The organism is Coleofasciculus sp. A1-SPW-01 (assembly GCF_040217205.1).
GTDB classification, from domain to species: Bacteria; Cyanobacteriota; Cyanobacteriia; order Cyanobacteriales; family Coleofasciculaceae; genus Coleofasciculus; species Coleofasciculus chthonoplastes_A.
The window spans coordinates 24,048-37,034 of sequence record NZ_JAVJNP010000041.1; the positions used below are offsets into that span (position 1 = coordinate 24,048).

Below are 12,987 nucleotides of genomic sequence, written 5' to 3' on the forward strand. Positions count from 1 at the left end.
AACACGCGATCGCACTCCCTCTCTCAGCCTAACTCTATCCCGGTTTCTGCCTAGTCTTGAGACACCCGATGAACTGATACCGCCTCAATCGATATCGTCGGGTAAGTCGTTGATTGAGAGTCCCCCCTTCTCCAATAAAGCTTGTAGCCGCTTTATTTGGGAAAAAGTGAACTTAATGCGCTGATGTTGACCCCGTTCATAGCGACTGATCGTACTAGCCGTTATCCCTAGTGCTTGTCCTAGTTCCTCTTGTGTTAACCCTAAGTATTCACGAAGTTCTTTGAGAGTTGTCAATTTAGGGTTGCTATTTGAGTTTGGATGTTCTACCATCTTATTAACTGACTATGCGAAACGCACAGTTAAGACCAAAGGCTGACGGGGAAACGCATAAGGGAAGTCCCTACACTTCCTGTTTCCCTGCCTATCTATCGGTAGTTTCTCACACGACGCCCGATTAGGAGGTGATGCAAAAGAGGATGAGTTCCAATTCAAGGCTTTAACACCGGATGCGTATTTTCCAAAAATAACGGGCGATCGCATATTGTTTATGCCCAATCGCCCTTGACTAAAAAACACTAACTCAAATCATAACAATGAAACACACTCAATGGCTTCGCCTCCAAGCTGAAGGCGACAGGATCGTTGCGTCTTTTCGTGCAGATGGGTTCAACTGTAGCAAACAGCCACGCCGCCTGTCTTGGCGCATTAGCAAAGATTCGATGACTTATCGGTTAACTTGGCTACCCACGCCAATCAGTGAGTGGAGTCTGTTCCCCAATGATGGAACGCCCCAGCGAGAGCGACTTTTAGCGATGATTCGTTCTATTTTGGAGCATCGGGGATGTGGGCGCACAGCCGAACCCTCCCCAGAGTCTAACCATAGCTTTTGGCATCAACAGCATTATCCTTGGACACTGGTGAGGCTTTTGCCCAATGCTCAACATTATACGGTTGGTCGGTTCTACAGTCGCACTGAAGCCCAAAATCATCAGCGCTTTTTGGGAAAGTGGATGCCTGATGCACAGTTTGAGGTGGTTTTCGATGAGGATGCGGTAACTTCTACCGCTCAAGAGTGACATTGTATCCCATTTGGGTAGGGGCGCAAGGACCTGCGCCCTTCAAGGTTGCGGTTCTAGCCGATAATTTGATGGGCGTATTGCTATACGCCCCTACAGTTATGTGGTTTTGTCATGTGGGAAGGATTGAGACGCGAGTTTAAACCTAAGCTTTACTTTCCCTAGATGAAGAGTGCTGGAGAAACGTGAAAAAACTCTCCCAGAGCTTTAGCTTGGGCTTTGCTAATTGACCTTTTGCCATTAACTATCTCTGAAACAATACCCTTTGAACCTATAACTCCAACTAAATCTGACTGCTTAAGCTCTCGCGCATCCATAAGATGCAACAAAATCTTCTGTGGAGATGATGGTTCTACAGGAAACTGAGAATTTTCATAAATTTCAACAAGGATAGACAGCAATTCCAGCAGTGAATTTTCCTCTGGAGTAAGTTCTTCTCCACGTACCATCATTTGCTCTATTGATTCAATAGTATGATTGTACTCATCTTCGGAAGCAATGATTTTAGGTTGATATGCTGCTAGGAGAGAACCGTAAGTTTTGTTGTCCAGAATGATAGCCATGATTGAATAAGTATTATTAGTCAAGGAAAGTTTCAACATTGTGTAGGCAGGGAGGTTAGCACTCCCCGCCAGTATCTCAGTTACGGGGTTTTATTAGATTGCTTTTTAAAATAAGGATCATTTTTCCATTTTTCAGCTTCATATTCATCATGAGTTAGGAGATATTTGTAATAAAATATTTGAGCTTGAAAATTAAAACCTACAATTAAGCGATATGTTTTGATATTAAAAATTAGAAAATTTTCTACTTGGTCTACGGATCTATCATAAGTTTTACGTATATCATCTAGATGTTGCCACTTGGCTTTTTGAACTACATCACACCATGCTTTAACTGCTTCCTGTATATTGGGTGGAAATTTTTTAGAATCTTCCATAACATTCGGTCTTTTGATTAACCGCATAGGCTACTACGAGTCTGTACTTCTTGATGTTCTCATATTGAGAACTAATATGTCAACCCTTACCTTATAGGAGTTAGGAGTAAAGGTATTTGACGATCAAGCTTTTATGGAGAGGCGATCGCACTCCACCCACCAACAAGCGCGATCGCACCTCACCCAACACCCCACCCAATCCCCCCTTCCCGCCTAACCCGGACAGCCAATACTCTAAACTGAGAGATCGATCATCACAAAAAAGGGAACCTAACGATGCGACTCTCTCAAATGCTACTCGTCACCCTCCGGGAAGACCCAGCCGAAGCCGAAATCCCCAGCCATAAACTCCTGGTTCGCGCCGGCTATATCCGTCGCATCGGTAGCGGAATCTACGCTTATCTCCCCCTGATGTGGCGCGTCTTGCAAAAAGTCTCCCAAATTGTTCGGGAAGAAATGAACGCCACTGGCGCCCAAGAATGCTTACTTCCCCAACTCCAACCCTCTGACCTGTGGCGAGAATCTGGGCGCTGGGACACTTATACTAAAGCAGAAGGGATTATGTTCGCCCTCAGCGATCGCCAAAACCGAGAACTGGGACTCGGACCCACTCACGAAGAGGTAATCACCACCATCGCCCGGGAGATGATTCGTTCCTATCGCCAACTTCCCCTCCACCTCTACCAAATTCAAACTAAGTTTAGAGATGAAATCCGCCCTCGGTTTGGACTAATGCGGGGACGAGAATTCATTATGAAAGACGGCTACTCCTTCCACACCGATGAAGACAGCCTAAAAAAAACCTATCAGGACATGGATCAAGCCTACCGCAACATGATCAGCCGTTGCGGTTTAGCCTTTCGCGCCGTGGAAGCTGATCCGGGGGCGATTGGCGGTTCTGGTTCCCAAGAATTTATGATTCTGGCAGATATCGGCGAAGATGAGATTCTCTACACTGAGGATGGGAACTATTCTGCCAACGTGGAAAAAGCTAGTTCCCTCCCGGCTGATCCTGAACCGTCTCCCTTTGAGACTTACGAAAAACGGGAAACCCCCAACACACCCACCATCGACTCCCTGTGTAAATTCCTCAACTGTTCGCCAACCAATGTCTTGAAAAACGTCCTCTACCAAGCCGTCTATGACAATGGGATGACGGTACTGGTAATCGTCAGTATCCGAGGCGATCAAGAGGTTAACGAGGTGAAATTGCAAAATGAATTAGTCCGTTTAGCTGATCAATATAACGCCAACGCCCTCCTCGCCCTAACGGTTCCCGACGCCACCACCCAGGCAAAATGGGCATCTAAACCCCTCCCTGTCGGCTATATCGCCCCAGATTTAGATGATGATTATATCCGTCCTGCTAGCGATGTCGCACCGCGATTTGTACGCTTAGTTGATAATACAGGGGTTGACTTGAAAAATTTTGTCACTGGGGCGAATGAAACCAACTATCACATTGTTGGTGCGAACTGGGGTGAACCCTTTCCCTTACCTAAACAGGTGGTAGATTTGCGGACAGCCAAAGCAGGCGATCGCGCGATTCATGATCCCAGCCAAATTCTACACAGCGCTAGGGGAATTGAAGCCGGACATATCTTTCAGTTAGGCACAAAATATTCTAAAGCCATGGGTGCGACGTACACCAACGAAGCCGGGGAAGAAAATCCCTTGTATATGGGATGTTATGGTGTAGGCGTATCGCGACTGGCGCAAGCCGCTGTAGAACAATCCTATGATAAAGATGGCATTATTTGGGCACCCGCGATCGCACCCTACCACGCGATTATTACTGTTCCCAATATCTCCGACACCAAACAGATGGAAGCCGCCGAGACACTTTATCAGCAGTTATGGCAAGCTGGTGTAGAAACCTTACTCGATGATCGCGATGAACGGGCGGGTGTGAAGTTCAAAGACGCGGATCTGATTGGTATTCCCTATCGTATCGTCACCGGGCGATCGCTCAAACAGGGTAAAGTGGAAGTTGCAGTGCGGGCAACGCACCAGTCTCAAGAATTGCCCCTGGATCAGGTGGTTTCTACGCTTAAACAATGGCTTGATGCGGCATTAACGTAACCTCCACAATTAATACTGAAATGAATAAGGCAGCACTGACTCGATTCATCATAGTGGCACTTTATATTTCTGCCTTTATGGGTGTGATGTTGGGTCTAGTCGGTGGATTTCAGACAGGGATTGCCTGTACTGCCCTTGTTTTTTTCTCTATCCTTTCCTATAAGTATCCTCGCATCGGATTATGGGGACTGCTGATCTATCTTCCCTTCAGCGGGAGCATTATTTATTCGCTGGGTGATGTTTACCAATCCATGGGTGAGAGCATCACCTACTCCGGGAATCATCCCCTCTTTCATCTGATCAAAGATGCATTTTACATTCCCGCCTTAATTGCCCTGATTCAGTCGCGGGATTCGTTCTGGAAACTATTACCGCGATCGATTCTCAAACCCTTATTAATCGCGATCGCGGTTGTGCTAGGGGTGGCGTTAATTACGTTTCTGTTGATTAATGTCCCCCAGGAGTTTGATCTCCAGGTCAAAGGGAGTCCGTTTCTGATGGGAATTCTGGGATTAAAAGGGCTGGTTGGGTATATTCCCTTACTGTTTTGTGGGTATTATCTGATTCGCGATCGCACAGACTTATTTTTCCTAACTCGTTTACACATTATTCTAATCTTGATCTGCTGTAGCTTGGCGTTTCTGCAATACCTGTGGCTAGTTACTGGTTTATGTCCCAGTAGCAATAGTTTGACGGGAGAAGCTGTTTACAGAGCCAGTTTGCAGGCAAGATGTTTAGTCGGCGGTTCTCTGTTATACAATACTAAAGTTGGGTTAATTCGTTTACCCGGTACATTTGTCGCGCCCTGGCAATGGGGGTGGTTTCTGATTTCCAGCGCTTTTTTCACCTATGGGGCGAGTGTTAGTGATCCGTCTCGTCGTTGGCGACTCGTGGGATGGGTGGCGATGGTTGCAGTCTTGGCAGTAGCGGTCATTTCAGGTCAACGCATTGCCCTCGCGATCGTTCCGGCGACGTTTGTTCTGTTAGTATTACTCACAGATCAGCATAAGGTATGGCTCCCGATTAAATTAGGAATTGGGGTGCTTTTAGCGATTTGGATTACTCGAACGTTGGGGAAGGTAGAAGAACGAGTGATTAGTTTTGTTGATCGCTGGGAGGCGTCTCCACCGCCTACGTTTATGCTGGATCAATTTCAGTGGGTATTGAGTAGACAAGAGGGATTCCTAGGACATGGTTTAGGGCGAGCGACTAATGCTGCCCGTCGCTTAGGGGAAACTCAACTGATTGAAACCTATTATGCCAAATTGTTTTACGAAATTGGTCCGATTGGGGTTTTGGCTTTTCTGGCGCTGGTGTCTTTGCTGACGTTTTTGACGTTTAAGGCATATCGGTCAGTTCAAGATGCGTCTTTACAACGGTTAGGGTTGTGTCTTTGGGTGTTTGTTTTATTTATTAGTTATAACACCTATTATTATCCTCTGGCTGTCGATCCCGTGGAGGTTTATTATTGGTTTTTTGCAGGGGTTTTGCTCAAGTTACCGCGACTTGATGATCCGGTAGGTTGTGAAAAACTATGTTCTGATCACAAAGACGCTTAGCCTAGAACCTAGGGTAGGGCGCACGTCAGTTATTGGTGTTAACTTAAGATGAGAAGCGGGGGAAGCTGGGGGAGCTGGGGGAGCAGAGGGAGCTGGGGTAGCAATGGTACATTTTCCCTGATAGTGGTGTAAGGATATGAAAGGGTTTGACCTTTTTTCCTTGAAGAAGAGCAACTATCAATACCACTCAAAGCCTTAGCCTTGATAGTTAATGGTTTCGGCTTTATGCAGCAAACCCTAAGCTAGTCCGCGCAGGCGGACTTTGTTTGTGTAGCTGCGACTTCGAGTCGCCAGGGCTTCTAGTCTTATTACCGAGGTTTTAAAACTTGCCAAAGGATAAAAATAGTAAAGCCGATATAGCCAAACACGACGAGCCAATCCTGCCAATTATTAGAATTTGTGAAAACATTATTACCCATTTTGATTTTAGATTTGAGTTTGAGGTTAGGCGACAGGGCGACCCGAGTTTATTGAGTGGATTGGGGGTGTTCATTGATATTAGCGGGTCGCCCCTACAACTGTTTATTTATGTTGGTAAGCTGTTCGGCATTTAAACCTTAATATCAATAATGGCGTAATCCTTGTAGTGCGAGCATCTTGCTCGCTACCCATTCCCAATTTAAATGCATGACAGCTTACCCAATTTAAATGCATGACAGCTTAGTTAGCCTCTACAAATTATTACTTTTTTTAACGCGAACTATTTTGATATCAAAGAATGCCTGGGAGATTCTAGAAGAAACTACAAATAAACTCTCCAGCGCCGTCCGGTTCAAATGAAACCACCAATCCATCCTGGCGAATCCGGGTGCGATCGCGACAATTATATATCTCTACAGGACGTTTTACCCCATCAATACTCACGGCGGCTCGATACCGCCAATAATACTTGGCGGAACGCTTGATACTCAGGATACAAATATTGTGATCCTTGATTGTGCGACACACCGACGCCTCAGCCGGAAATGCCACAAGCCACACAACTACCAGTAATCCCAGTAAAGCCATCCATTTTTCCATATTTGAATTATCTTAATTCTTCTATGCGATCGCGTCTGAATCGTTGGTACACCAACTGAATTCGACGGGATGACTAGATGCCAGTCAATCATTCACCCGATCACAGGGATAAGCCCCTGCTCCCAGACGTAGCATGCTACGTCTCTACACCCCAGCGCTTTGATAGATGGGGATTATCGCTTTGATTATCAGATTGTCTAATTGCTTTGTTTGAACTTTACCATCAAACCATTACACTATAGACTAATCTTAGAAAACTTCAAAAAAATTAACCGTTAAGTAAAAATACCTGTTTATCAGGGTCTCTTCACGACGCCATATAGCACTGAAGAGAAAATTTGTATACCCCCAAGAGGTCATGTCGATGACTCAGTTTTTCCTTGACTCTGCCTGGTTAATACCTTGCTATGCCCTATTAGGTGCAATTTTAGCCGTCCCTTGGTCTCCGGCAATTATAAATCGTACCGGACCGAGACCCGCAGGCTATATTAATATGTTGATGACCTTCATCGCTTTTTTGCATGGGTTGTTGGCATTACTCGCCATCTGGAATCAACCTGCCCAATCGGTGGTGATTCCCTGGCTACAGGTGGTTGATTTGGATTTATCCATTCCCGTAGAAATGTCGGCGGTTACGATTGGGGCGACGATGGTGATCACTGGGTTGAATTTCCTCGCCCAAATCCATGCTATTGGTTACCTGGAAACCGATTGGGGATGGGCGCGGTTCTATTCGTTGCTGGCATTGTTTGAAGCGGGAATGTGCGCCCTTGTTCTGTGTAATTCCTTGTTTTTCAGCTATATTATCCTGGAAATTCTCACGCTGGGAACCTATCTTTTGGTTGGATTTTGGTTTAATCAATCCTTGGTGGTAACCGGGGCGAGAGATGCATTTCTAACCAAACGGGTGGGCGATTTAGTCCTATTAATGGGGGTCATTGGTATCTATCCCCTATCCAAAACCTGGAATTTTTCGGAATTGGCAGACTGGGCAAGTACGGTTAATCTTGATCCGAAAGTCGCTGCATTAGTGGGGTTGGCATTACTGGCTGGTCCGATGGGTAAATGCGCTCAAGTTCCCCTGCATTTATGGTTAGATGAAGCCATGGAAGGACCGGTTCCTAGCACCATTTTACGGAATGCGGTGGTGGTCTGTACGGGGGCGTGGGTGTTGATTAAATTGCAACCTGTTATCGCCATATCTCCCGTTGCGATATCTGCCACAATTTTGATTGGTGCTGTTACCGCCGTGGGTGGTACGATGGTCGCGATCGCCCAAATTGATATTAAGCGTACTCTGTCCTATCTGGTCAGCGCTTATTTGGGATTGGTGTTTATTGCGGTGGGTACAGGACAAATCCAAACCGCCCTGTTGTTATTGTTGACCTACGCCGCCGCCATGGGGTTATTGGTGATGAGTACGGGGACGGTTATTTGGAACAGTATTACTCAGGATGTGACGCAATTGGGTGGGTTATGGGCGAAGCGCCCTGCTTGTGGCTTGTCTTACTTGGTGGGGGCGGCTGGATTGATTGCGGTTCCTCCTCTGGGCGGATTTTGGGCGTTTTTACAGTTGGGGGATTCTCTGTTTACCAGTCACCCGAAATTATTTGCCCTGGTGTTAGTGGTGAATGCGTTAGCGGCGTTTAGCCTCTTGCGTGTTTTCGGGTTAGTCTTCGGTGGACAAGCTAAACAAATGGCACAGCGATCGCCTGAAGCTCATTGGCCCATGGTCTTCCCTATGATACTGCTGATGGGGTTTACCTTGCACGTTCCTTTACTGTTAGCCACCTGGAATCTGTTACCAGAATGGGTAAGCGTGAATCCGACGGTGGCGGCTTCGCTGATGTTATCGAGTGCGATTGGTGGCGGTGCAGCCGTGTATCTGTATCTGAGTAGCCAGGTGGAAAAGCCGATTCGATTTGGTTCAAAGGACCTGCAAGACTTTTTTGCCTACGATTTATATACCCAAAAGTTATATCGGGGAACCGTAGTGTTTCTGGTGGATTTGATATCGAGAACCATTTCTTGGGTTGACCGCTATATCGTGGATGGTTTGGCTAATTTAGTCGCCTTTATGACGATGTTTAGTGGGCAAAGCTTGAAGTATAATGTTTCAGGTCAAACCCAGTTTTATGCGTTGACGATTTTGTTAGGAGTCGCATTGTTTGGCTTTCTATTAAGTTTGCCAATCCTATCGCGCCTCTCCCTAATTATTGGTTCGTAGTTGCGCTGTCTGCGCCCTACAAATCACAGGACTGACGACAAACGCTTAAGGATGGTAATCATAATGAAGTGTCAACCAATTAGATAGAAGCAAGGAATGATAACGGTGTATACACCGATAAGACGTGTCATAGCGCGTCTTCAGTTTTGAGAGTTTCGGGGCGGGTGAAACTGGAATCATTTCTGGTTAGTTAGAGATTAATAAACTCGCCCCGATTAAGTGGAAGCATTTTGAGTTGGAATTTTTGACGGGCTTATGCTGAGTACGCTGATTGGGTTACCTGTTGTTGGTGCGATTATAGTTGGATTTCTGCCGGGAGAAGTGGCAAAAACTCGACTCCGGGCGATTGCTTTGGCGGTGGCGACGGCGATTGTTTTGGTGACGTTGTGGCTAGCCACGCAGTTTGATATCACCTATTCCGGTTGTCAGTTTCAAGAGGAGTTGACCTGGATTCCGCAATTGGGATTATCCTACAAGTTAGGGGCGGATGGTTTATCGTTTCCGTTGCTGGCGTTGGGGAGTTTGTTGAATTGGGTGGTTATTTTTAGTAGCCGCGTTGATGTGGAACGGCTGCGCCTTAAATATGCCCTGATTTTGTTGGTGAATGCAGGGGTTACTGGGGCGTTTCTGGCACAGAATTTGTTGCTGTTTGTCCTGTTCTATGAATTGGTGTTGATTCCCTTGTATTTGTTAATCGCCATTTGGGGGGGAAGCAAGCGGGAATATGCGGCGATGAAGTTTCTCATCTATACTGCGGTTTCCGGGATTCTGATTCTGGCGGCATTTTTGGGGATTACATGGCTGAGTAATTCCACTAGCTTTAATTATGAGGCGATTCAAACTCAAGGGTTATCGTTAACGACTCAGTTGGTTCTGCTAACCATTTTATTGGTAGGATTTGGGATTAAAATTCCCCTGGTTCCCTTACATACCTGGTTACCCGATGCTTATGTGGAAGCGTCACCTGTGGTGGCGATTCTGTTAGGGGGTGTGGTGGCGAAGATGGGAACTTATGGGTTGGTACGCTATGGGTTACAATTGTTTCCCGAAGCCTGGTCATTGGTAGCGCCGGGATTATCAATTGTTGGCGTGGTGAGTGTATTGTATGGTGCATTGAGTGCGATCGCCCAAAAAGATATTAAACGAATGGTGGCGTATAGTTCCATTGGTCACATGGGGTATATCGTTGTCGCCGCTGCTGCGTTAACGCCGTTGAGTCTTTTGGGGTGTGTGATTCAGATGGTGAGTCATGGGATGATTCTGGCGATTCTGTTTTATTTAGTTGGGGTGGTGGAAACCAAGGTGGGAACTCGCGAGTTGGATGTTTTGAATGGGTTAATGAATCCAACGCGGGGTTTACCGTTGGTGAGTGCGTTACTGATTTTAGGCGGAATGGCAAGTGCGGGGATTCCCGGTTTAGTCGGATTTGTGGCAGAGTTTCTGGTGTTTCAAGGAAGTTATGTGGTGTTTCCTTGGCAAACCATTTTATGTATTTTTGCGTCCGGGTTGACGGCGGTTTATTTTGTGATTCTGCTGAATCGCACTTGTTTTGGCAAGCTGGATAATCGTAAGGCTTACTATCCGAAAGTTCTCTGGAATGAAAAGGCACCTGCGATTATTTTGGCGGTGATTATTTTCTTCCTGGGAATTCAACCAACTTGGTTGGTTCGGTGGACAGAAACGACGACGAATGCGATTGTTTCTGCGGTGCCGACTCAGGTTGATCAGAAGGTGGCGATGGCGGATTCGTCATTAGTTATTCGTCATTAGTAATTCGTCTTATGTAGTTCTTTGAGGTGAACAACGGGCGGGTTTTGTAGCCAAGCTAGGGACAGCAATTAATATTAATCCCTAAACCCGCCCCTACAGGATTAAACACCATTTCCTTGAACAACGTCTTATGTCGTTCTTTGAGGTGAACAATGGGCGGGTTTTGTAGCCAAGCTAGGGACAACAATTAATATTAATCCCTAAACCCGCCCCTACAGGATTAAACACCATTTCCTTGAACAACGTCTTATGTCGTTCTTTAAGGTGAACAATGGGCGGGTTTTGTAGTCAAGCTAGGGACAAAAATTAATATTAATCCCTAAACCCGCCCCTACAGGATTAAAAATCATTTCCTTGAACAACGTGCAGGGTCAACACTAAAAACTTGATAACCATGGTACAAACTCCAACAAAACCAGCAACGAAATTACCCCCGTCTCAGCATGAATTGGCGGATATTGTTCACCGCTTGGAAGCTGGGGGGGCGATGGTTCCCGATACGCCAGAAAATTTGATGCAAATTATTGGCATCTGGAAGGCGTATGCGGTGCCAATGGATTTCTATTGGCGGGATTTGCTTTATATTGGCGAACGAGTCTTTTTGAATCCGTTTCCCTTCTTTAAATATTTCCTGCCCAAAGAATATTTAGACCTCCATAATCATTATGCGGGGGATGATGCCGATTTACGGATTTGGCGCGGTCAAGCAACGGCGCATCCGGAACTTGTGGAATTTATTGAGACAGGGGAAACCCAGAAAATGCCCAAGTTATTGCATCACTTGTGGCATGACCGGATTAATATGGAGTTTGCTGAAGCTTGTATGCGGGCAATGCTTTGGCATCGGAATATGTACGCCCCAGTGAATCAGTTTGATCCTTATCTGGATACCCAGGAGTATAAGGACAATGCGAATCGGGCAATTGAGGCGTACTTTAAGGGAAATCCGGTGATGCTGGGATGGCATAAGCTGTTCCCAGAAATGTTTATCGAACAATGTCGTCAGGCGTCCTATTATAGTCTTTTGGGGCTATTCTGGGAAGTGATGGCACCGGTGTTCTTTGAGGTGTCTGATCTCTACGATGAAGGAAAAATCACCTCTGTCCCCGAAGCGATGAACTTTTTGGTGAATGGGATATTCGCGATCGCGGGTCGTCCGATCTATCATCATGTGTATGTCAAAGGGGAATGCTATGAGGTGATTCCCAAGTCCAAGGGGTTTACCTGGCTGTATGAGGCGGCGCTTCCTTATGTAGAGGCGGTATTTTATCGCACGGCACCGTTTAGGGGTACGAAGTCCTATAATGCCCAAGCAGGGGAAGTTCCCAGTGATCAGAAAGACTTCCATTATGGGGTGCTTTATGCCGATAAATTCCCCGTGGGTTCGGCGGGAGTTCCGCCCACATTGCTGATGCAGGATATGTTACATTTCCTACCTCCTTATCTGCGAGACTTCTATGAAAAGCGCTGTCGCAGTGAAAGTGATATCCTGAATCAAATTGGCGTTACCTTTCAGCGATCGATGTATTGTGTGACATCGGCGGTATTTCAGGCGTTGCGAACCGCACTGTTGTATCCCTTAGATGACCCGAATCCCAAGCATTTACAGGCGAATCGGGCATTTTTTGAAGCGCAATTAGACCGATTCTGTCGCCCAGAGTATGGAATCCGGGATGCGGCGCGGTTAGAATATATTCAGACTGCCGATTATCAGTAATATAGGTTTGAAAAATTACCAGATCCCCGACTTCTCAAGGAAGTCGGGGATCTCCGTCTAAAAAATATGTCTATAGATATAGGAGAGATATAGAAAAAAAGCTTAAAATTTGCCTAGTTCAGTTCTAAAAATGAATTAACGTTAGTATTAATGTAAGACGCCAATCTCATAAAAGTCTAGGGGCGGATGTATGAATATTACAGAATCCATTCATTCTCCAGCCAAGCTTCTACAATGTCAACAACCCAGCGCTGACCGATAAAAGCGGTACAGCGTGGGCTTTAGAATTTCTTCTCAAGCCTTGTTGATTAGCCTTAGTAGTTCGTTAATAGTAAGAGCTACTCCGTTTATCGAGAATATATAGGCATCGTGGGGTGCAGGATTGACTATCCGTTTCCTAGCTCCACGCTCTGCGGTTTTTCATTAAACATTCCTGTTGGGTAGGGAAAGTGTGGAAACATCAAAACCTCGATAAACATTGGCGAAGGAAACCACACCCTGAGCGAAGTCGAAGGGTGAAAACCTTAACTTTAGGTAAAAATGAAAGTCTACGTTATTAACAGACACGGGCGTCCCTTGATGCCCACAACTCCCAG

The 12,987-nt window shown here is 46.0% G+C and carries 10 protein-coding genes; 6 read left to right on the top strand and 4 right to left on the bottom strand.

Going from position 1 to position 12,987, the window contains the following annotated elements; genetic code table 11:
• Positions 1-84: 84 nt before the first annotated feature.
• Positions 85-294 carry a helix-turn-helix domain-containing protein gene (locus RH949_RS06885; protein WP_446352334.1) on the bottom strand — a complete coding sequence of 70 codons (210 nt, stop codon included), beginning with the start codon at positions 292-294 and terminating at the stop codon, positions 85-87.
• Positions 295-719: 425 nt separating this feature from the next.
• On the opposite strand from RH949_RS06885, the gene RH949_RS06890 reads away from it, so the two are divergent.
• Complete coding sequence (locus tag RH949_RS06890; protein WP_446352335.1) at positions 720-1,076, top strand: hypothetical protein; 357 nt, start codon at positions 720-722, stop codon at positions 1,074-1,076.
• A gap of 161 nt (positions 1,077-1,237) precedes the next feature.
• Here RH949_RS06890 and RH949_RS06895 read toward each other — a convergent pair whose 3' ends face one another.
• Positions 1,238-1,639 (bottom strand): helix-turn-helix domain-containing protein, encoded by a 402-nt coding sequence (locus tag RH949_RS06895; RefSeq protein ID WP_446352336.1) that lies wholly within the window; start codon positions 1,637-1,639, stop codon positions 1,238-1,240.
• A gap of 80 nt (positions 1,640-1,719) precedes the next feature.
• A complete protein-coding gene (locus RH949_RS06900) occupies positions 1,720-2,016 on the bottom strand; it encodes a type II toxin-antitoxin system HigB family toxin (protein ID WP_446352337.1) in 297 nt (98 codons plus the stop codon).
• 276 nt (positions 2,017-2,292) lie between these two features.
• On the opposite strand from RH949_RS06900, the gene proS reads away from it, so the two are divergent.
• Both proS and RH949_RS06910 read left to right on the top strand, forming a co-directional pair.
• On the top strand, positions 2,293-4,098 hold the full coding sequence (gene proS / locus RH949_RS06905; RefSeq protein WP_446352338.1) for a proline--tRNA ligase: 1,806 nt from the start codon (positions 2,293-2,295) through the stop codon (positions 4,096-4,098).
• Positions 4,099-4,118: 20 nt separating this feature from the next.
• Positions 4,119-5,657, top strand: coding sequence for a hypothetical protein (locus RH949_RS06910; protein WP_446352339.1), 1,539 nt, complete (start codon positions 4,119-4,121; stop codon positions 5,655-5,657).
• Between the two features lie 732 nt (positions 5,658-6,389).
• Here the strand turns inward: RH949_RS06910 and RH949_RS06915 are convergent.
• Positions 6,390-6,677: a hypothetical protein gene (locus tag RH949_RS06915; RefSeq protein ID WP_446352340.1), complete on the bottom strand. Its 288-nt coding sequence runs from the start codon at positions 6,675-6,677 to the stop codon at positions 6,390-6,392.
• Between the two features lie 364 nt (positions 6,678-7,041).
• Here RH949_RS06915 and RH949_RS06920 point away from each other — a divergent pair, with 364 nt between their 5' ends.
• The 3 genes from RH949_RS06920 (at position 7,042) to RH949_RS06930 (ending at position 12,391) form a co-directional block, all read left to right on the top strand.
• Entirely contained in the window at positions 7,042-8,904 is a 1,863-nt protein-coding gene (locus RH949_RS06920) for an NAD(P)H-quinone oxidoreductase subunit F (protein WP_446352341.1), read from the top strand.
• 255 nt (positions 8,905-9,159) lie between these two features.
• Positions 9,160-10,674: an NADH-quinone oxidoreductase subunit M gene (locus RH949_RS06925; protein ID WP_006102349.1), complete on the top strand. Its 1,515-nt coding sequence runs from the start codon at positions 9,160-9,162 to the stop codon at positions 10,672-10,674.
• Between the two features lie 394 nt (positions 10,675-11,068).
• Positions 11,069-12,391: a CO2 hydration protein gene (locus tag RH949_RS06930; protein WP_446352342.1), complete on the top strand. Its 1,323-nt coding sequence runs from the start codon at positions 11,069-11,071 to the stop codon at positions 12,389-12,391.
• The last annotated feature ends 596 nt before the right edge of the window (positions 12,392-12,987 follow it).